This is a genomic window from Streptomyces sp. NPDC047917 (genome assembly GCF_043204345.1).
Classification (GTDB): Bacteria; Actinomycetota; Actinomycetes; order Streptomycetales; family Streptomycetaceae; genus Streptomyces; species Streptomyces sanglieri.
In genome coordinates, this window is sequence record NZ_JBIDCA010000013.1 from 33,175 (window position 1) to 52,980 (window position 19,806).

Annotated in this window: 17 protein-coding genes; 6 read left to right on the forward strand and 11 right to left on the reverse strand. The window is 70.9% G+C overall.

Going from position 1 to position 19,806, the window contains the following annotated elements; genetic code table 11:
• Positions 1 to 3: 3 nt before the first annotated feature.
• From ACGF8B_RS29795 to ACGF8B_RS29840, 10 genes are all read right to left on the reverse strand, one after another.
• A complete protein-coding gene (locus ACGF8B_RS29795) occupies positions 4 to 2,448 on the reverse strand; it encodes a polysaccharide lyase 8 family protein (protein ID WP_392744736.1) in 2,445 nt (814 codons plus the stop codon).
• 7 nt (positions 2,449 to 2,455) lie between these two features.
• Entirely contained in the window at positions 2,456 to 3,607 is a 1,152-nt protein-coding gene (locus ACGF8B_RS29800; protein ID WP_392744739.1) for an SGNH/GDSL hydrolase family protein, read from the reverse strand.
• The gene (locus ACGF8B_RS29805) at positions 3,604 to 4,683 is read right to left on the reverse strand and encodes a DUF1565 domain-containing protein (RefSeq protein WP_392744740.1); all 1,080 of its coding nucleotides are present in this window, start codon (positions 4,681 to 4,683) and stop codon (positions 3,604 to 3,606) included. The genes ACGF8B_RS29800 and ACGF8B_RS29805 overlap by 4 nt, the downstream gene beginning before the upstream one ends.
• Positions 4,680 to 5,282: a DUF624 domain-containing protein gene (locus ACGF8B_RS29810; protein ID WP_392744743.1), complete on the reverse strand. Its 603-nt coding sequence runs from the start codon at positions 5,280 to 5,282 to the stop codon at positions 4,680 to 4,682. Before ACGF8B_RS29810 ends, ACGF8B_RS29805 begins: the two co-directional genes overlap by 4 nt.
• A 5-nt stretch (positions 5,283 to 5,287) precedes the next feature.
• Positions 5,288 to 7,273: a hypothetical protein gene (locus tag ACGF8B_RS29815; RefSeq protein ID WP_392744746.1), complete on the reverse strand. Its 1,986-nt coding sequence runs from the start codon at positions 7,271 to 7,273 to the stop codon at positions 5,288 to 5,290.
• A 3-nt stretch (positions 7,274 to 7,276) separates the two neighbouring features.
• Positions 7,277 to 9,067: a heparinase II/III family protein gene (locus ACGF8B_RS29820; protein ID WP_392744748.1), complete on the reverse strand. Its 1,791-nt coding sequence runs from the start codon at positions 9,065 to 9,067 to the stop codon at positions 7,277 to 7,279.
• The gene (locus tag ACGF8B_RS29825; protein WP_392744751.1) at positions 9,055 to 9,819 is read right to left on the reverse strand and encodes an SDR family NAD(P)-dependent oxidoreductase; all 765 of its coding nucleotides are present in this window, start codon (positions 9,817 to 9,819) and stop codon (positions 9,055 to 9,057) included. The genes ACGF8B_RS29820 and ACGF8B_RS29825 overlap by 13 nt, the downstream gene beginning before the upstream one ends.
• Positions 9,820 to 9,883: 64 nt before the next feature.
• Positions 9,884 to 10,807, reverse strand: a complete 924-nt coding sequence (locus ACGF8B_RS29830; protein WP_392744753.1) for a carbohydrate ABC transporter permease — start codon at positions 10,805 to 10,807, stop codon at positions 9,884 to 9,886.
• Positions 10,794 to 11,762 carry a carbohydrate ABC transporter permease gene (locus ACGF8B_RS29835; RefSeq protein WP_392744756.1) on the reverse strand — a complete coding sequence of 323 codons (969 nt, stop codon included), beginning with the start codon at positions 11,760 to 11,762 and terminating at the stop codon, positions 10,794 to 10,796. Before ACGF8B_RS29835 ends, ACGF8B_RS29830 begins: the two co-directional genes overlap by 14 nt.
• Before the next feature lie 12 nt (positions 11,763 to 11,774).
• Positions 11,775 to 13,043, reverse strand: a complete 1,269-nt coding sequence (locus ACGF8B_RS29840) for an ABC transporter substrate-binding protein (protein WP_392744759.1) — start codon at positions 13,041 to 13,043, stop codon at positions 11,775 to 11,777.
• Positions 13,044 to 13,268: 225 nt separating this feature from the next.
• Here ACGF8B_RS29840 and ACGF8B_RS29845 point away from each other — a divergent pair, with 225 nt between their 5' ends.
• Positions 13,269 to 14,378, forward strand: coding sequence for a LacI family DNA-binding transcriptional regulator (locus ACGF8B_RS29845; protein WP_392744761.1), 1,110 nt, complete (start codon positions 13,269 to 13,271; stop codon positions 14,376 to 14,378).
• 70 nt (positions 14,379 to 14,448) lie between these two features.
• Here the strand turns inward: ACGF8B_RS29845 and ACGF8B_RS29850 are convergent, their stop codons facing one another.
• Positions 14,449 to 15,009 (reverse strand): EamA family transporter, encoded by a 561-nt coding sequence (locus tag ACGF8B_RS29850; RefSeq protein WP_392744764.1) that lies wholly within the window; start codon positions 15,007 to 15,009, stop codon positions 14,449 to 14,451.
• Between the two features lie 98 nt (positions 15,010 to 15,107).
• On the opposite strand from ACGF8B_RS29850, the gene ACGF8B_RS29855 reads away from it, so the two are divergent.
• The 5 genes from ACGF8B_RS29855 (at position 15,108) to ACGF8B_RS29875 (ending at position 19,806) form a co-directional block, all read left to right on the forward strand.
• Positions 15,108 to 15,389, forward strand: coding sequence for a hypothetical protein (locus ACGF8B_RS29855; RefSeq protein WP_392744767.1), 282 nt, complete (start codon positions 15,108 to 15,110; stop codon positions 15,387 to 15,389).
• Between the two features lie 455 nt (positions 15,390 to 15,844).
• Positions 15,845 to 16,801, forward strand: coding sequence for an ABC transporter substrate-binding protein (locus ACGF8B_RS29860; protein ID WP_392744770.1), 957 nt, complete (start codon positions 15,845 to 15,847; stop codon positions 16,799 to 16,801).
• A gap of 1 nt (position 16,802) precedes the next feature.
• Positions 16,803 to 17,789 (forward strand): amino acid ABC transporter permease, encoded by a 987-nt coding sequence (locus ACGF8B_RS29865; protein ID WP_392744773.1) that lies wholly within the window; start codon positions 16,803 to 16,805, stop codon positions 17,787 to 17,789.
• Positions 17,786 to 18,556, forward strand: a complete 771-nt coding sequence (locus ACGF8B_RS29870) for an amino acid ABC transporter ATP-binding protein (protein WP_392744775.1) — start codon at positions 17,786 to 17,788, stop codon at positions 18,554 to 18,556. Before ACGF8B_RS29865 ends, ACGF8B_RS29870 begins: the two co-directional genes overlap by 4 nt.
• A complete protein-coding gene (locus tag ACGF8B_RS29875) occupies positions 18,556 to 19,806 on the forward strand; it encodes a M20/M25/M40 family metallo-hydrolase (protein WP_392744778.1) in 1,251 nt (416 codons plus the stop codon). Before ACGF8B_RS29870 ends, ACGF8B_RS29875 begins: the two co-directional genes overlap by 1 nt.

Sequence of the window (19,806 nt, forward strand, 5' to 3'; positions counted from 1 at the left end):
GGTCTAGCTCCTCTTCAGGGTGAGGTTGAGGGTTGCGCCGTGGCGTCCGGCGGTGTCGGCGGTGATCCTGATGCCGTTGCCCCTGGGCGCGGCGCTGACTCCGGGATCGGCGGAGACGAGGCTCAGGCCACGCTGTGCCAGGTCCAGCACGACCGAGGACCGCAGTTGGGTCGGGTCGGAGAGCGACACCTTCACCGTCTTCCCGTCCGGCCGCACCAGCACCGAGGCGGGGCCGTCCGAGGCGAGGTCCCGGACGGTGCCGGCGGTCCAGAAGTTCGCGGCGACCAGCCCGTCCGCGCAGCGCTGCACCGCGTGCACGGCGGTGGAGCGGGCGATCAGCTTCACCGGCGGCGCGGCCGACCACTGCTCGGTCCGCTCGGCCGAGGCGGCCGGGGCCTGGAGCCAGAAGTAGCCGGCCCCGCTCGGTGCGGCACCGTGGTCCTGCCAGAGCGTCAGATACGGGCGGGTGACCGAGGTGTCCGTGCCGTACTTGAGGTTGATCTCGCGCCAGGTCGCGGTGCGCTCCTCGCGCAGACCGTTCAGCGTGGCCGGCTCGGGGAAGACATAGCCGCCGGTTCCGGCCACGTGCAGCCACCGGACCTTGTCGAGGCGGGCCGACCAGCCGGCGTCCGTGGGTGCCGCCACGCCGTTGACCAGCAGGGCCGCCTTCGGGTCGCGCAGTTTCCGGTTCTCCACGACCGTCTCGGCCGTGCCCGCGTCGGCGCCGATGCCCGAGCCGACGCAGGCGATCACGTCGTCCAGACAGAACCAGCTCTTCAGCCCGTGCAGCGAACTGCCGTACGCGCGCAGCTCCATGCCGTACGCGCCGAGCGTGGTGCCGGGCAGCGAGGTGCCGCCGGTCCAGTCGGCGGTACTGGTGGTGCGCTGCCCCGCCGCGTCGGCCGGGCGACCCGCGATGACGGTGGTGCCGGGCAGCCGGGCCGGGTCGACGGTCGGCCAGTAGTCCTCGCTGTAGTGGCCGAGGTCGTCGGTGTAGAGCAGGACCATGCCGTCGGAGAGGTGCCAGGCGTGCAGGTTCTCGTTCTGGATCGACTCGTAGTTGTAGATCCGGGACGAGTACGCCGAGATGCCGAGCGCGAACGACGGCCGGTGGTGGGCCGCCTTGTCCATCCGCGGGTGCTGCTTGTGCGCTACCAGCGGCCCCCGCGCCGGCACCGCGGAGGCGATGACCTGCCGGGCGGCGACCAGCGACGCCAGGTCGGTGACGGCCAGGAAGTCCCGGTAGGTGTCCTCGGCGATCCACTGCTTGACCAGGGAGGTGAAACGGTCGGCCGTCTCGCCGGGGAAGCTCGGGATCAGCCGCACCACCGCCTCGATGACCGTCTGCGCCGACACATGGCCCTGCTTGCTGGGCCGGGCGATCTCACGCCCGCACACCGAGGCCATCACGTCGCCGCGCACCAGCAGCGGGTCGAAGCCCTCGTCGACCCAGCCGCGGATGTTGTCGAGGTCGGGATCGGTGACCGCCCACTCGGTCCCGGCGAGGAGGTTCAGCAGCCGGGACAGGTTGTTCAGCAGCTCCTTGCCGTACCCGCCGTTGTACGGGTGCTTGTAGTGCTGGAGGAAGGAACCGTCGGAGTAGAAGCCCTCGCCGGTGCCCTCCGCCGCGGCGCTCGCGTCGTTGAAGGCGAGGACGCTGTTGGCGCCCGAACCCTCGACGTCCGAAAGAGCGTCACGGACCCGGGCCAGGTCGCCGCCGGTCCCGGTGAGCACCGCGTTGACGGCGACCACGGTGGAGATCCAGACCCGGTTGGCACCGGTGGCGATCTGCCGGTCGGCCCGCCAGAGGTTCGGGTCGGGTGTGTAGTGCCGTACGGCCGCGGTGATCCGGCCCAGCCGCTCCGTGCCCAGCACGTCGTACAGCAGCACGGCCGCGTCGTTGAGGGCGAGCGCGGAGCCGATCTCCCAGTCCCAGTCGTTGTCGAACCGGGTGTGGTCGGCGCCGTAGCGGTTGGTCAGCATCCAGTCGAGGCCGGCCAGCAGCAGATCGCGCAGCGCGGTGTCGCCGTACTGCGGGGTACCGGGGACGGCCCAGGCGGTCGCGACCGTGGCGAGCCGCTTGAACGACGTCGTCACATGGTTGGAGAGCGTGGTGCTGGTCAGATCGGGGAACAGCCCGTCGGTCCGGGCCGGGTCGAGACCCTTGACCGAGGTGGTCGCGGCCTTGCCGATCCGGGCCACGGCGGCGGCGATCTGCGGGTCCGTCAGGTCGAGGCCGGGGCCGCCGGTGAGCAGGGTGTGCCAGCGGATGCGCAGAGAGGCGGGGTCGTCGGTGACGGCGGCCGGGGTCGTCGCGTGCGCGGTGCCCGTGGCGGCGGTGAGCGCCAGCGGAAGCGCGGCGGCCGCGCCGAGCGCCGCCGCCCCGGCGAGAACGGTGCGCCGGGTGGTGCCCGGAATGGTGCCTGGAGTGGTGCCTGGGTTCGTCATGCGGCCCTCACAGGAGATCTCGGCGGTCGACGGCCGCTGCCAGCGCGGCGTGACCGGAAGGGTTGGGGTGGAGTCCGTCCCCGCTGTCGTACGCGGGCAGCAGCCGTGCCGGGTTCCGCGCGTCGCGCAGTGCCGCGTCGAAGTCGACGACGGCGTCGAAGATCCGGCCGGTGCGCACCGCCGCGTTGATCCGCTGCCGGACCGCTTCGAGCTCGGGCGTCCAGCGGGTCCAGCCGCCGAACGGGGCGATGGTCGCGCCGACCGTCCGCAGCCCGGCGTTGCGGGCACGCAGCACCAGTTGCCGGTACCCGGCCAGGACGAGCGCCGGATCGGTCTGGCTGGGCGGCTGCTGGAGGTCGTTGACGCCGAGGTGGACGAGGACGGTGCGCAGTCCGGGCAACGACAGCACATCGCGGTCGAAGCGGGACTGTCCGCCCGGCCCGAACCTGGCGTCGTCCAGCAGCAGCCGGTTGCCGCTGATGCCGAGATTGGCGACGGCCGAGCCGGGCAGCCGCCTGGCCAGCTGGTCGGGCCAGCGCAGATCGGCGTCGTCGGGTGTGCCGACGCCCTCCGTGATGGAGTCGCCGAGCACCGCGATCACGGGCCCGTGCGCCCCCGTCACGTCGACGCCCGCCAGCAGGAACACCGAGGTGGTGCGCTCGCCGTCGACGGAGTGCGAGGCGTGGGTGTTGCGGTGGAAGGAGAGCGGACCGGTGGGGCCGGGAAGCCGGGTCTCGACCGTCAGCCGCGAGGCCTGCGGGGCACGCAGCCCGGCGACCGCGTCGCTGGTCAGCGAGGACCCCGCGGCGAGCCACGCCTGCCGCCGGCCGCCGAACGTCACCGGCAGGCCGCCCGCCGTCACCGGGCCGACCAGGACCGGGACCGTGCCGAAGGCGTGTGCGTAGCGCAGCCGGACGTTTCCGCCCGCGGAGAGCCGTACGTTGGCGACGCACGTGCCGTCGGTCAGGCCGGCGCTCGCCACCGTGTCCGTGGCGGTCGGCGCGGTCTGCGCGGTCGCCCACGACGTCGTCCAGCGCGACCGGGCCGCGCCGCCGCCCGACCGCTCGGCCGCCTGCGCCCCGGGCGCCGTGGCCGCGACCGCCGCCAGAGAGGCCGCCGCCGTCAGTACCCCGCGTCTCGCGGGCCCTCGCCCGGTCACTGGGGGCACGCACCCGTCGGGTCGTACTCGCCGCCGTAGGTGCCGACCGCGTCGCCACCGGTGTTGCCGCTCATGGTGTTGGTGCACACCGGACCTTGCGGGGTGCGCATGAACTTGATGCCGCCGCCCGCGTTACCGGTGATGGTGTTGCCGTAAATACTGGTGTTCACGCCGTCGGTCGCGGTGTCACCGCCGAGCCGGATGCCCGAACCGACGTTGTCGTGAATGGTGTTGTAACGGAAGATGTTGCCGCTGCCGCGCGCGTCCAGGCCGCCGGAGCTGGAGTCCTTCTGCCCGCTGCAGTCGTTGTACTCGACGTAGTTGTTGGTCGAGTTCTCCTTCACGTCCACGCACTCGTTGCCCTGGGTGGCGATGGTGTTGTGATGGATGCGGTTGTTCCTGCTGATGTCGGGGGCCGCGTCCGGGGCGCCGTTCGCCCCCTGCTGCTCCGGGGCGGTGCCGAGGTAGATGCCCTCGCCGTTCTTGCCGCCGCCGCCGAACTTGAAGTCGTTGACCCCGCAGTTGGTGATCGTGTTGTCGGAGATGTCCGCGCCGGTCACCAGATAGCGCACCCGGAGGCACTCGTCGGCGGCGTTCTTCAGTGTCATCCCGGTGATGCGCAGACCGCCCACACCGTTGCCGGGAGTCGTGCTCATGACATAGATGAGCTTGAGGCGGTAACCCGACACATCGGTGGACGACCCGTGCAGCCCGTCCACGGTGAAGCCGCTGAGCGTCGTCGAGTCGTGCTGCACCTGGATGATCCGGGCGTCGCCGGCCCCCTTCACCACGGCGTTTGCCGGTCCGGTGACGGTGACACCGGCGCGCTTGGTCACCACGTCCTGCTTGTACGTACCGGCGGCGAGGTTCACCACCGCGCCCGTCGGCGCAAGATCGACCGCCTTCTGGATCGTGGCGAGCGGGGCCCCCGCCGACGTACCGGCGTTGGAGTCGCTGCCGGACGGCGACACGTAGTACGCCGTGGCGGCCTCGGCGGCGACGGACGGCGGCGGGAAGGCGAGCGGCGCGCCGGCGGCGAGCGCGGCGACGAGGGTGGTGCGCAGTACACGGCTCATGGGGTGTGCCTCCTGGGGTCTGCGAAGGACAGAGCGAGCAGTACGGGGATGCTGGGGCCGAGGAGCAGGGGCCCCAGCGGTACGACGAGCGAGATCAGCGCGGCGGAGATCACTGCGCCGAGCAGTGCGGTGCCACGGGCCGCCGACCCGAAGCCGAGGGCCAGCGCACCGCGGGACCAGGCGCGGACCGTTCCGTGCGGCGAGCGGCCCGCCTCGGCCGCCAGCGCCACATGGTGGATGGTGAGGGCGGCTGCGATGCCCACCTGCGCGGCGAGCAGCACGAACGTCCACGGCTCCGGACGGCCCAGCAGATGGACGATGTTGACGGCCAGTACGACGGCCGCTGCGGTGGACGCCAGGGAGTGGCGCCACAGGGACCGCCAGTACTGCGGGAAGGCGGCGAAGGTGTTGGTGAAGCAGCGGCTGTCACCCTCCGCCCGCCACCGCTGGAGGGCGTGCCCCATCGCGGCGAGCGCGGGAAGCCAGGTCACGACACCGAGCGAGAGCACGGTGAACGCGGCCCCGGCGGCCGCCGGGTAGGCCACGAACTCCAGCCGCCGCAGCAGCGTCGGCCAGGTGGACGAGAGGGTTGCCTGCATGGTGATCAGCCGACCTTTCCTGTGTACGGCTCCGGGACGTCGAGCAGCACGCGGCCGTCCAGCTCCAGCCGCGTGGCCGCCACCACGTACGGCGCCGAGCCCTCGGCGCCGAGCAGCACCGCCGCCGCGTTCGCCGACACCGAGGCGGTACGGATCCGGCGGGCGACGGGGGACAGGAGCACGGTCTCCTCGCCGAAGGTGACGCCCTGGCCCTGCGTGCACGACACCCGCTCGGCGGCGGCCGGTGCCGGGCCCGGGACGATCGTGGTGAGGAAGAGTGCGTCCGCCGAGCGCGCGGTTGTCGCGCTCAGGGTGTGCAGGGTGCGGGTGAGCCGCAGCTCCGGCGTGCTGGACGTCGGATTGGCCTCCACCTCGGTGGCCTCGGAGACGACCGAGGCGTCCTGCGGCGCGAACTGCCGCACCAGGGCGGAGGCCGCCCCGGACCGGATCAGCCGGCCGCCGTCCGGCCCCGGCTCGGTGGGCCGGTCGGTCTGGAGCAGGAACGTCCATTCCCGCTCCGTGTCCGCCTGGGCGAGATCGAGCAGCACGAGCCGCCCCGACGGGGTGAACACCAGCGTCCGGTCCAGCCGCCGCACGCCCAGGTCCGGGTCGTACATCGCGGCGATCTCCGCCGTGGCGTGCGCCCACCCGCAGCCGGGACCGGCGAGCACATCGCGCTGCCGGGCCTGCCGCTCGTACGGGATGTCCTTGTAGACGTGGTAGCGGTCCTCGTCCGCGTAACCCTGGCCGTCCACCAGCAGCAGATTGTGGTGCGCGGCCCGCTTGCGGTTGCTGTAACCCTCGTCCACCGCGAGGAACGCGCCCTGCGACACCAGCACGAACGAGCCCGAATCGGGATGGTGGTGGCCCTGGTTGAGGGTCTCCCAGCCCAGCTCCGCCCGGTGCTTCTCGGAGGTCTCCCACGCCTTGTGGCCACCGCCGGGGCTCGCCTTGAACGAGACGAGCGTGGCGTCGTCGTCCCATCCGGTGCGGGCCGCGAGCAACCCGAGGTCCGGGAAGAAGGCTCGTGTCTCCGTGGGCCGGGCGCCGGCCACGGACGGGTCGTACCAGAGGTATTCGAGATACGCCTCCGGCAGGATCCCCGGCCGCACCCCGCTCTGTGCCGCCTCCTGCCACAGCAGCTCACCCGAGGCGAGATCGCCCAGCCACTGAGCCTGGGGAATCCCGTACTGCGCCGCGAGCCGGTAGTACAGGCCGGCGCTGTGTCCGCTGCGCCGGTCGTGGCAGTCTCCGTGGTCCACGTTGAACGCGAAGCCGGGGGCCAGCTGGTGCAGCCGGTAGCGGAAGGTGTTCGTCAGGAAGCCGCCCCGCCCCCACCAGTCGATGCCCTCCGCCTCCTGGAGGAGATCCAGGTGAATGGCGAGGAACGGCACTCCGTAACGCCAGTAGACGACCCCTTCGGCGTGTGAACCGTCGTCGGGCATCAGATCGAGGACCGTGCCGAGATTGTCCTTGGCGCGCTCGGTCCACTCCTCCTTGCCCAGCACGTATCCGGCCGTCGCCAGCCCGGCGTAACAGATCCAGTTGTGGTTCTGCCAGTACGAGGACGACCACCAGCGGCCCTCGCTCGCCACCGCGAACTCGTACATCCGCCGCCCCTGGAGCAGCAGCTTGTACCGCAGCAGCGCCCGCACGCCGTCCGGCAGGTCGTCGCCGATCCACCGGTAGGCGAGCGAGAGATGGTGCAGCAGCCAGCCGGCGTCCAGATCGTGGTCCGGCATATGGGCCTTGCCCCAGTGCGGCAGCCGCACCGCGGCCTCGATCCAGCGCCGGCTCTCCGCCAGATGGGCCGGGTCGCCGCTCACCCGGTGGGCCAGCGCCGGGTTGGAGGCGGCCGGGCCGAGCCAGGTGATGCTGGCCAGGGGATGCGTACGGGGCGGGGTCAGCCCGCGGTGGCGGGCAGCCTCCTCGTACAGCCGGGCCTGCTGCGCGGGGCGCGGGCCGGGCGGCGGGGTCGCCGAGAGCAACAAGGGTCAGTCCTCCGTCCGGAACCGTGCGGTGCTGCCGTCGGTCAGCGAGACCGTCAGTACCCCGTCACCGTCCAGCGTCACGTCGGCCACGGCGGGCCCGGCCGACGCCGCCTGGTACACCGAGGCGAAGGTGACCAGGTCCGACTGGGCGGTGAAGTCGACCCGGGTGCGCACCCGTTGCGGGTCGTCCGCCGGGCCGGGGCCCGGCCGGGAGACCGGACGCACGGCCGCACCGGGGGTGTGGGTGTGCCAGCCGTGCAGGGTCTCGTCGCCGTACCAGGTGGTGCGGACCTCGCCCGGGGCCTGGAGCTGGACGTCCAGCGCCACACCGGGACGAAGCTGCGCGGTGAGGCGCCGCTCCTCCACGGCCCGAACCGTCAGCAGATCGACCAGATAGCTGTCACCGAGGACCACCCGTCGCACCGCGCGCACACCCTCGTACGCGGCTCTCACCTCGGCGGTGACGGACGAACCGTCCGAGCCGAGCAGCCGCCCGGTGCACTCGGCCTGTTCGGCGCCGTCCACCCGGAACGCCGGGTGGGCCTCCGTGGACGCGTAAAGGTCCCGGAACTCCGCGTGCGCGTAGGGGACTTGGCCCGGGTCGGGCTGCCACGGCGTGGTGTCCCCGTACAGATACAGCGACAGCTTGTCCCGATGGCCGTGCGAGCCGCCGTGCGGACCGAAGTCCACCAGCGCGTGGACGCCCGCATGCCGCAGCACCGCGTACCCGGCGGTCGGGAACACCGTCACCGGACCGGGCGCCGGCCGCTGCGGCAGCGGCGGCCCGGCGAACCAGCCGTCCAGCTCGCGATCGAGCCCGTCGTCCTGCGTGCCGAGCTCGGCACGGGCCCGCCCGGCCACCGCTTCCAGTGCCGAAGAGGGCACCAACTGCTGTGCCAGAGCCACGAGTTCGAGCCACTCCAGGGCGAGCGGGTGGCGCAGATACGGGCCGTCGTGCAGCGCCGGCAGGATGCCGCCCGGCGTGGCGATCGCCGCCAGTACATCCGTCATCCCGGCCAGCACCTCCACCACGTCGGACGGCATGGCGGCGGGGTCGGTGCCCCGCAGCGCCAGCAGCGCCGCCCGCAGCACGAACCCGTGGTAGTAGGTGCTGCCTTCCCATTCCCAGCCGTCGTCGGCGACCGCGACGCGCAGATGCGCGTACAGCCCGTGCTCGCCCTCCAGCCACCGCCCGGCACCGTCCCACTCCTGGCCGCGGGCCGCCGCACCGCCCCGGCTCGCGGCCGCGCCGGCCGCGTTCAGCCACGCGGTGTAGTTGGAGGCGAGATGGCCCTGACCGGTGAGCACGTCCCGGGCGTCGAGCGCGGCCTGCTCCAGCGCGTCCAGCAGTGGCAGCACCGGCGCCAGGTCCTCGGTCGACTGCTCGGCGAGCGTGATCACGGCGTGCCCGACGTTCACCGCCCAGATGGCGTCGGTCAGCGCCTGGTGGAAGAGCCGGCCGCGCAGCATCCAGGACTGCGCCTCGCCGTGCCGCTCGGTGGCCAGCGAGGCGTAAAGCCCCGCGTACTCCACCAGCCGCGACACCGACTCCGCGCGCTCCTTGCGGTGGGCGAGCACCCGCAGGTGCCGCGCCCACGCCTGGTGCGAGAGCACCAGCCAGGCGCCGCGCACCGCCTCGTCGTCCACCCGGCAGCCGTACGCGCAGCGCGCACCGCCCTCGGGGAACACCCCGGAGAGCAGATCACCGTGGTCGAGCTCCACGCCGTGCGCCGGGCAGACGTACGCGTGCCACCAGCCGCCCCGCTCCCGGGCGATCCGCCTCAACGCGGCCACACGCCACCGTCGATGTCCACCGTGGTGGCGGTGAGGAAGCCGGACGACGGCGAGGCCAGGTGGACGACCGCGGCGCCGACGTCCTCGGGGGTGCCGGCCCGGCCTACCGGGATGCCGGCCTCCATGGCCTGCTGCGCCTCGGGGGCGGTGAACGTGTCGTGGAAGGCGGTGCCCTTGATGAAGCCGGGCGCGACGGAGTTGACCGTGATGCCGGTGCCCCCGAGCTCCTTGGCCAGGCCCTTGGTGAAGCCGCGCACACCGGCCTTGGCCGCCGCGTAGGCCACCGAGCCGGGGCCGCCGCCGTTGTGGGCGGCCAGCGAGGACATCGTGATGACGCGGCCGGCCGACGACTCCTTCAGATGTGGGACGGCGGCGCGCACGGTGCGGAACGTGGACGTCAGATTGGTGGAGATGACCTGGTCGAAGTGGTCGTCGGACATCTCGGCGATGGTGGCCCGGCCGATCAGATGACCCGCGTTGCAGACCAGCACGTCCAGGCCGCCGAGGAAGCCGGTCGCCTCCTCGACGAGCCGGTCCACATCGGCGGTCACCGTGACATCGGCCTTGAAGGCCTTGGCCCGGCGGCCCAGCGCCTCGATCGCGGAGACCGTCTTCGCGGCCTCGTCGGCGGAGGAGTTGTAGTGGACGGCGACGTCCGCGCCGGCCTCGGCGAGCGCGACGGCGATGGCACGGCCGATGCCGTGACCCGCCCCTGTCACCAGTGCGCGGGAGCCGTTGAGATCAGCAGACATGGAGTAAGTACCTTTCGAGGAAGAACCGTTGGGGCCCGAGCCGGTCACCGGGGACCGGAACCGGTCACTTGAGACCGGCGGTCGCGAAGCCCTGCACGAAGTAGCGCTGGCCGATGAGGAAGAGAATGACCATGGGCAGCGTGGCCAGCGTGGTGCCGGCCATGAGGAAGTGCCATTGGGGGCCGTTCTCCGTCTTGAAGACGGAGAGTCCGACCTGGATCACCCGCAGGCTGTCCGTATGGGTCACCAGCAGTGGCCAGAGGAAGTTGTTCCACGACGACTCGAAGGTCAGCAGCGCCACGGTGATGATCGCGGGTTTGACCTGCGGCGTCATGATCCGGGCGTAGATCCGGAACTCGCCCAGGCCGTCGAGCCTGGCCGCCTCCTCCAGCTCCACCGGAAGGTCCAGGTAGAACTGGCGGAAGAGGAAGACCGCGAAGGGGGTGACGGCGCCGGGAACGATCAGCGCCCACCAGGAGTCCAGCCAGCCGCTGCCGCCCTGGCCGAGGATGTCGTTCCCGCCGGCCAGCGGCATGAAGCGGACGATCAGGAACTCCGGCAGGACCTTGGTGTACGTGGGGATCATCAGCGCGGCGATGAAGAGGTAGAAGATGACCTCGCTGCCCCGGAACTTGATCCGTGCCAGCGAGTACCCGGCCATCGACGCCACGACCACGTTGATGAGGGTGTGACTGAAGGCGATGATGAAGCTGTTGCGCGCGTACGTCGCGAACGGTGCCGCCTTCAGCGCCTCGACGTAGTTCCCGAACTCCCAGTGTTCCGGCAGCAGTCCGGCGTCCTGGGAGGCGATCTCCACCGGGGTCTTGAGCGAGGTGAGCACCATCCAGACGAACGGCACCACCATCAGCAGCGAGACGAGGGTGAGGGTCGCGTAGAGCGCGATCCGGCCGGCGGTGAGCGGTTTGCCGTTCTTCACCGGCCGGGACTTCTTCGCGACCCTTGGCGCGTGCAGCTCAGTTGTGGCCACGGGTGCCTCCCATGATCCGCCGGTTGACCAGGGTGAAGCCCATCAGCAGCACGAACAGCACCAGTGACTGGGCACAGGCGTAGCCGACGCGGAACTCCCGGAAGGCGGACTTGTAGATCTCGTACGTCATCATCGTGGTGCTGTTGGCGGGGCCGCCGTCGGTCAGGATGTAGATCTGGTCGAAGGACTGGAACGCGCTGATCATCGACGTGATGAGGACGAAGAACGTCGCGGGCTTCAGCAGCGGCAGGGTGATCGAGAAGAACTGCCGCACCTTCGAGGCACCGTCCACCGAAGCCGCCTCGTACAGCTCCTTCGGCAGTGACTGGAGCGCGGCGAGGTAGATGAGCATCTTCATGCCGATGCCCTGCCAGATGCCGACCAGGATCACCGAGGGCATCGCCCACGAGGTCGAGGCGAGCCAGGCCGGACCGTCGATCCCGAGGAACGACAGGAGCGTGTTCAGCAGCCCGTTGCCCGGGTTGTAGATCCACAGCCAGACCAGTGCGATCGCCACGGTCGCCGTCACCTGCGGCAGGAAGACCGCGGTGCGGAAGATGCCGCGGGCCTTCAGACCGGTGTGCAGCGCCAGGGCGACGAGCAGCCCCAGCATCATGCCGAACGGCACGGTGAAGAAGGTGTAGATGACGGTGTTGACGATGGACTTGCGGAAGACCGCGTCGTCCAACATCTCGGTGAAGTTGTCCAGACCCACGAACTGCGGCGCCGTCAGCACGTCGTACTTCGTGAAGGCCAGGACCACCGATGCGACGACCGGCAGACCGATCCAGAGCGAGGCATGCAGCAGCGCGGGCGCCACCATCAGCATGCCGGCGCGTTGCCTGCGGCGCCCCGGCCCCGTCGGTACCCGGCCGGTGCGCTTCTTCGCGACCGTGCGTCCGTCCGGGGCGGAGGGCGGCGCGGGGCGCGCCTTCAATACGGATGTAGCTCCCACAGCGACGGGTCCTTACATCCGGCCGATTGCGGCCTCGGCGAGCCTGCCGAGTTCCGCGATGGCGTCCTTCGCGGACTGGTTGCCCACGATCGCGGGCTCCAGCGTGGGCTTGATCTTTTCGCGGATCTCCATCCACGCCGCGGTGCCGCCCTCGGAGCACGCGTCGCCCATGCTCTGCAAGGAGAGGTCGACGAACTTGTTCTCCTTCACGTACGAGGAGTCGCTGAGGTCCTTCAGGCCGGGCACCGAACCGCGCTGCTTGGCCGCGCCGAGGATCGACTCGGGCGTGGCGAGGTACTCGACGAGCGCACGGGCCGCCGCGGGATGCTTGGAACTGGCGGACTGGGTGACGAGCGTGCCGCCCTGGAGCATCGCGGGCTTGCGGTTCGCGAGGATGAACGCCCCGAGCTTGTCGTCCTTGATCAGGTCCGGCGACTGGTCGCCTGCCTGCCTCCACAGCGCGCTGGTCGTCATCATCATCGACGCTTTGCCGGTCTGGACGTTCGACGGGGCGCCGGCGTCCGTCTTCTTGGCGTAGTCGGCGGAGCCGTCCTTGACGAGGTCCTTGAAGAACTGCAGCGCCTCGACGCCGCGGGCGTCGGTGAACAGCACCTTCTTGCCGTCCGAGCTGAACAGCTGGCCGCCGTTGGCGAAGAGGAAGGTCTCCCAGCACTGGCGCAGATCGATGGAGAACGGGTCGAATCCGATCCGGCCGTCCTTGGTGAGCTGCTTGGCCACGGCGCGCAGCTCGGCCCAGTTCGCCGGGGTCTTCTTGATGCCGGCCTCGGCGAAGTGGTCCTTGCGGTAGACGACGATGCGGGTGTCGAGGACGACCGGCAGCGCGTACAGCTTGCCGTCGTACCGGGACGGTTCCAGCACCCGCTTCTCGTAGTCGTGCGCGGTGGCGAACTTCTCGGGCAGCTCCGCGATCGCCTTCTTCGCGGCGAACGGCGGGATCCAGCCCACGCCCATCATCAGCACGTCGGGCAGCAGACCGCCCGCGAGCCCGGTGGTGATCTTCTCGTTGAGCTGGGCGTACGTGGTGTAGTCCACGTTCACCTTGACGTCCGGGTACTTCTTCCGGAAACCGCCCAGTATTTCCTTCTCCAACAGCGTCTTGCCGTCGGCACCTTCGTAGATCGGGGTGAGCAGAGTGATCTCACCTTCGGCGGGACCGTCGGCGGAGCCTGCCGCCGAAGTGCCGGTTCCGCACCCGCTGAGCGCGGCGGCAGCGGTACCGGCGCCGATGGCGGCAAGCAGCGACCGTCTTTTGAGTTGCATGGAACACCCCTTTTGAGGTGGAGGCTGTGGATCGATCCAGCGATGAGACCCAGCCATGGCTGGGAAGTGCTGGTAAATCGATGCACTGATGCTAGGAACGCCTTGAGAGCGACGTCAACAGCTGATGCACATGAATTTTCGGGGATGTTAACGGGTGTACCGGTAAACGAAGTTCAGTAAATCGATACACTGGTATGGTCTAGCGAGTTCCGAACCGGAGGTGGCATGAGCGGGGTAACGATCCATCAGGTCGCGGAGGCCGCGGGGGTCTCCGCGAGCACGGTCTCCAACGTCCTCAATGGGCGGACGGACCGTATGCAGGCGGCCACGCTGGCTCGCGTGGAGCAGGTGATCGAGCAGCTCAGCTACCGGCCCAACCGCGCCGCCCGGATGCTGCGCACCGGCCGTATCAAGGTCATCGGCCTCATCGTGCCGTCGGTCGCCAACCCCTTCTGGGGGGCGCTCGCCCGCGAGCTGGAGGCCATCGCGCTGGCCGAGGGGTACCACGTACTGCTGTGCAACAGCGAGCGCGACGCGGCCCGCGAGCTCAAGTACGGCGAGGAACTGCTCGCGGACGGGGTGAGCGGAGTGGTGCTCTGTTCCTCGCTGCCCTCGCTCGACCACATGACACCACTGCTGAGCCGAGGGCTGAAGATGGTCGCCTTCGACCGCACCGCGCAGGCGGGGGATCCGCCGTCGCTGGCCTCCATCAGTGTCGACAACGCGATGGGCGCCGAGATCGCCACCCGTCACCTGGTCGAACTCGGTCACCGCCGGCTGGCGTTCGTCTCCGGCTCGGTCAACAGTGTCAACCGCCGTGAGCGCCTGCGCGGCTTCCGGGCCGCCCTGGAGGCGGCCGGGCTCGACCCGGCCGACGCGATCGTCTGGCCGGGCGCCGACGCCACCGAGTTCGGTGACAAGGACGCGGCCGAGCTGGGGCGGAACGCGGCCCGGGAGCTCCTCGGCGGCCCCCGCCCGCCCACCGCGTTCGTCGCCATCAACGACATGTGCGCGATCGGGATCTGCCGGGGGGCCAAGGACGCCGGGCGCAGCGCCGGCCAGGACGTCTCCGTGGTCGGCTTCGACGACATCCTCCTCGCCGACCTCTTCGAACCGCCGCTCACCACGGTCCGCCAGCCGCTGCCGGAGATGGCCGCGGAGACCTTCCAGCAGCTGCGGGCCCGGATCGACTCGGCCCCGGCGGCGGGGCGGTCGCTGCTCATCCGGCCGAGGCTGGTCGTACGGGAGTCGACGGCCCCGGCGCCGGTCGGTGCGACCGCCGCGATCCCGGCACCGGGCGTGCCGGAACAGCAGGTCGTGGGCCGGGCGGTGTAGCCGTGGCGGGTCCGGCGGATCATGGGACGCGGACACGGCGCGGCCGCTGCCACCCTGTCGGATCGAAGGTTCAGGGATGGGCGGGTTCGAGTACGACGATGCCGGCGAGGACGGCCGCGCCGGCGGTGAGGCGCAGTCGCCCGAACCGTTCGCGGAACAGGGGCGTGGCGATCAGCGCCGCGATGAGGATGCTGGTCTCGCGCAGGGCCGCGATGGTCGCGAGGTCGCCGTGGGCCTGCGCCCGGATGACCAGGCCGTAGGCGGTCGGCGAGATGACGCCGCCGGTCAGGCCGATCCCGCGGACCGGCTTCAGCTGCGCGAGCAGCGGACGACCCCGCCGGGCGAGCGCCGGCAGGGGCAGAGCGGGGCCCTGGCAGAGGAAGAGCCGGAGGAAGAGCCAGAGGAAGACCCAGGCGATGTAGCCGATGACGGTCTGGGACCGGCGCACTCCTGTGCCGTCGACGACGGTGTAGGCCGCGATGACCGTACCGGTGGCCACCGCCGCGACGAGCGCGGCCAGCTGTGCGCGCCCGGGCCACCCGTCCGCGAAGGCCGGCCCGGCCAGTCCGGTCGAGATGACCAGTACGCCCGCCATCTCGGCGGCGCCGAGCGGTTGGCTCGGTACCGTCACGGAGGCGACGGCCACGAGCGGCGGCGCGGCGCCACGGGTGATGGCACGCCTCCCGTGAAGCCCTCGACGACCCCGCCACCACGCTGACCGACGACCGGTTGGTCGCCGCGGCCACCGCGCTGGATGCCGCGTCCCGCACCGTGGTCGCGGCGGCCGGCCTCTCCGCGGCCGCCTACCGCCTGCATGCCCTCGGGTGCGTCGTCGACGCACCGGCCGACCCGCTTACCGCCCAGCTCGCCGCCGCCCAACTGCTCTCCGGTGCGGTCTGCCGGGCCACCAGCCACACCGGCGCCACCCGGGGCACCGTCGACACCGCTCGCCGTGCCGCCGCGCGGGCGTCGAGGTCATCGGCCTCACCAGCTACGCGCAGTCGCCCCTGAGCGAGACCTGCACGCACACTCTCGTCGCCGGGGGCGGGACCCCGTCTTCGGGCTGGAGACCACGGCCGGCCGGATCGCCCGCCTCGGCACGGTCGGCGCGCTCACCCGGACCCTCCTCACCCTTCGCGCGACCACGGCGGAACAGACCCTCCGGCTCTCCGCCGACCACACGTACTGACCCGGACGGCCGGTCCCGGGGCGTCGCATGTCGAGCGCGTTACACATGCGCCTGAAGATCGACATTCTGAAACGAGTCTCCGGTGCGAGGTGTGACGCGCGAGTCGCGCCAATGAGTGGTGAATCCATCGATAGTGGATCATTTCGCTGCGGATGTCGACTGTTATCGACCTGTTACGGGAATTACAGTGTGGTCAAATTGATCCTTGCATGTAACGTGCGGGCATCTGGTCGGCGGTTGAACCAACCGCACGGCAGTTCCGCGAGAGGGGTCCGTCTTGCCTACCCGCCCAGTCCGCCGCGCAGTAGCGGCCACCGCACTGCTGATCGCATCGTCCACGGCGCTGTCCGCATGCGGAGAAGGCGGCGCCGTCGATGACGCCGCCGCCCCGGCCGGCGATGTCGCCGTTGCGGGTGTGCACGTCACCCGCGACGCGAAACTCCACGCCTCCTTGCCCTCGGCCATCAGGTCCAGCGGCACGGTCCGGGTGGCCACCGACGTACCGTATGCACCGTTCGTCATGTTCAAGACCGAGGGGCGGCCCGAGCTCACCGGGCTCGACCATGACCTCGGCCAGGCGCTCGGCGCCAAGCTGGGGGTGCGATTCGCCTTCACGGCACAGAAGTTCGACGGCATCGTGCCCGGCATCCAGGCCGGCAAGTTCGACGCGGTCATCTCGGCCATGACCGACACCAGGGAGCGCCAGCGCGTCCTGGACTTCGTGGACTACTCCGTATCGGGCTCGGGGATCCTCGTGGCCAAGGGAAACCCGGACCGGATCGCACGGCTCGACGATCTCTGCGGCAAGAAGGTCGCCACCCAGGCGGCCAGTCACCAGCTGGAAGTGCTGAAGAAGCACCAGTCCAAGTGCGCCGAAGCGGGCCGGGGCGCCGTCTCCATCCAGACGTTCCCGAAGGATTCCGACGCCCAACTTGCCCTGCGCTCGGGGAAGGTGGTCGCCGATCTGGTGACGAAGCCCGGCGCCGGCTGGACGGCGAAGACCGCCGACGGCGGCCGTGCCTTCGAGGTCGTCGAGGATCCCGCCGCGGGCGGCGGCTACGAGGCGACGCCCAACGGCATCGGTGTCAGCAAACAGCTTCCCGGGCTGACCGACGCGATCCAGAAGGCCCTGCAGGCACTCATCGACGACGGCACGCTCGGCAAGATCTGCGACAAGTACGGCGCCGCCTCCATCGCCGTCAAGCAGGCCACCAGGAACGCGGCGGTGTCCTGACATGGCCGCCCTCACACCCGCCGGGGCCGTACGCGGCGCCCCAGCCACCGCAGCGCCTGCCCGGCAGAGCCTCACCGGCGTACCGATCCGGCACTGGGGCCGATGGCTGGCCGCCGCGGCAGCCCTCGCCGCCCTCGTCGGCCTGACCGGCTCCCTCGCCGGGAACAAGAACCTGCACTGGGACATCGTCGGGCACTACGTCTTCGCCGACCTCGTCTTCGACGGCCTGGCCACCACCCTGTGGCTCACCGCGGCAGCCATGGCCGTCGGCCTCGGACTGGGCGTACTGGTGGCCGTGATGCGCCTGTCGTCCAACCCGGTACTCCGCGCCCTGGCCCACGTGTTCGTCTCGGTCTTCCGCGGCACCCCGCTCCTGGTCCAGATCATCTTCTGGGGATACGCGGGTGCCCTCTACAAACACATCCTGATCGGCATCCCGTTCACCCACATCACGTTCCTGGACCTGGACACCAACACGGTGCTCACCCCCGCCGTCGCCGCGCTTCTGGCGCTGGGACTGAACGAGGCCGCGTACGCGAGCGAGATCGTCCGAGCGGGCATCCAGTCCGTCGACGCGGGACAGGCGGAGGCCGCCCAGTCGCTCGGCATGCGCCCGGCCCTGACCACCCGGCGCATCGTGCTGCCCCAGGCCATGCGGGTCATCATCCCTCCGCTGGGGAACGAGACGATCAACATGCTCAAGATGACCGCGCTGGTCTCGGTGATCTCCGCCCACGACCTGATGTCCAACATCCAGGACGTGTACGCCCAGAACTACCAGGTGATCCCCATGCTCGTGGTCGCCGGCATCTGGTACCTGATCCTCGTCACGGCACTGGGCCTGCCGCAGTCCTGGCTGGAACGCCGCTACGGCCGCGGCACCGCACCCACCACCCCGGCCGCCGGGCCGCTGCGACGCCTCGTCACGGGCGCCGCACTCCGGATCTCCCGGACCGCCCCCGCCGCAACGACCGACACGAAGGGATGACTGTGGAAACGCCGATGGTGCACGCCGAGGGCGTGCGCAAACACTTCGGGAAGGTCTCCGTGCTCCGGGGCGTCGACCTGACCGTCGAACGCGGGCGCGTCTGCTGCCTGCTGGGCCCCTCCGGCTCGGGGAAGTCCACGTTCCTGCGCTGCATCAACCATCTGGAGAAGATCGACGGAGGCAGCCTCTCCGTCGACGGCGCCCCGGTCGGCTACCGGCAGCAGGGCGACCGGCTGTACGAGCTGAAGGAACGCGAGATCGCCCGCGCCCGCCGCGACATCGGGATGGTGTTCCAGCGGTTCAATCTCTTCCCGCACATGACAGCGCTGGAGAACGTCATGGAGGCGCCCGTGAAGGTCGCCGGCGTCACCAGGGCCGAGGCACGTGCCGACGCCCTGCGACTGCTGGGCCGGGTCGGCCTCGCCGACCGTACCGAGCGCTATCCGGCCCAGCTGTCCGGCGGCCAGCAGCAACGCGTCGCGATCGCCAGAGCGCTCGCGATGAAGCCCAAACTGATGCTCTTCGACGAACCGACGTCGGCGCTGGACCCGGAACTGGTCGGCGAAGTGCTCGATGTGATGCGGCAGTTGGCCGCGGAAGGGATGACGATGGTGGTCGTCACGCACGAGATCGGATTCGCCCGGGAGGTCGCGGACACGGCGGTCTTCATGGACGGCGGTGTCGTGGTTGAGGCCGGTGACCCCCGGCAGGTACTCGGCGATCCCCGGCAGGAACGCACCCGCACCTTCCTGTCGAAGGTCCTGTGATGCCCGAAGCACGGCAGCGGGATACGGCGGCCCTGCTGCTCTCCGACGCCCTCGCCCTCCAGCCCCGTTACCTGGCGGACCTGGAACATCTGGTCTCCATCGACTCCGGCTCGTACAGCCCCGAGGGGGTCAACCGCGTCGCGACATGGACCGGGCGTCGCCTGACCGGCCTGGGATTCGAGGTGGACCGGACGCCCGTCGCCGTCCCCGGCAGGGACATGCGCTTCGGTGACCTGGTGGTGGGGCGGCTGCCCGGCCGGACCCCCGCCGAACAGGGCGGTCGGCGCATCCTTCTCGCCGGGCACCTGGACACCGTCTTCGACGACGGGACGGCGGCGCGGCGCCCCTTCACCCGTAACGGTCCGCTCGCCCACGGCCCCGGAGTCAGCGACGACAAGGGCGGCCTGCTGGCCGGCCTCGCCGCCGTGGAGATCCTGCTGCGCCGCGGGCTGAAGGACTTCGCGGAGATCGTCTTCCTGGCCACCCCCGACGAGGAGATCGGCTCACCGGCCAGCCGCCGGGTGACCGCTGAGCTCGCCTCGGCCGTCGACTACGGGCTGGGCCTGGAGTGCGCCCGGGAGAACGGCGACCTCGTCATCGCCCGCAAGGGGGTGGCGGACTTCCTGATCACCGTCACGGGACGGGCTGCCCACGCCGGCATCGAACCGGAACGCGGAGCCAACGCCGCGCTGGCCGCCGCTCATCTGCTCATCGCCTGCCAGGAGATGAACGGACGGTGGGAGGACGTCACGGTCAATGTGGGGATGGTCCGGGCCGGCAGCCGTATCAACATCGTCTGCCCCGAGGCCGAGTTGCACGTGGAGGTACGGTCCTCGACCCAATCGGGCATCCAGAGGGCCAGGCAGGCCATCGTCGTGGCCGCCGCCCAACTGTCCGTACCGGGCACCCGGGCCACCGTGCGGCAGACGGAAACCTGCCCGGCCATGGAGGACACCCCGGCGGCCCGCGCCGTGTTCGCCCGCGCCCGGGAGGCCGGGGCGCAGCTCGGACTCGACCTGGGGGCCGCCGCCACCGGTGGCGTCGGCGACGCCAACACCATCGCCGGAGCCGGGGTTCCGACGCTCGACGGCCTCGGCCCGGTCGGCGGCGGTGACCACAGCCCGGAGGAGTGGCTGGACGTGACGACGGTCCCGCACCGGGTCGCCCTGCTCGCGGCACTGATCACGGCTCTCGGCTCCACGACGGCAGCCGGCCCGGATGCCCGGAGCACGCCGGTCCACGTAATCTGA

Bases quoted from the DNA above. Each gene is read 5' to 3' on its own strand.
- ACGF8B_RS29840 (WP_392744759.1), bottom strand. From the start codon at position 13,043: ATGCAACTCAAAAGACGGTCGCTGCTTGCCGCCATCGGCGCCGGTACC.
- ACGF8B_RS29805 (WP_392744740.1), bottom strand. From the start codon at position 4,683: ATGAGCCGTGTACTGCGCACCACCCTCGTCGCCGCGCTCGCCGCCGGC.
- ACGF8B_RS29810 (WP_392744743.1), bottom strand. From the start codon at position 5,282: ATGCAGGCAACCCTCTCGTCCACCTGGCCGACGCTGCTGCGGCGGCTG.
- ACGF8B_RS29795 (WP_392744736.1), bottom strand. From the start codon at position 2,448: ATGACGAACCCAGGCACCACTCCAGGCACCATTCCGGGCACCACCCGG.
- ACGF8B_RS29875 (WP_392744778.1), top strand. From the start codon at position 18,556: ATGCCCGAAGCACGGCAGCGGGATACGGCGGCCCTGCTGCTCTCCGAC.
- ACGF8B_RS29825 (WP_392744751.1), bottom strand. From the start codon at position 9,819: ATGTCTGCTGATCTCAACGGCTCCCGCGCACTGGTGACAGGGGCGGGT.
- ACGF8B_RS29865 (WP_392744773.1), top strand. From the start codon at position 16,803: ATGGCCGCCCTCACACCCGCCGGGGCCGTACGCGGCGCCCCAGCCACC.
- ACGF8B_RS29845 (WP_392744761.1), top strand. From the start codon at position 13,269: ATGAGCGGGGTAACGATCCATCAGGTCGCGGAGGCCGCGGGGGTCTCC.
- ACGF8B_RS29870 (WP_392744775.1), top strand. From the start codon at position 17,786: ATGACTGTGGAAACGCCGATGGTGCACGCCGAGGGCGTGCGCAAACAC.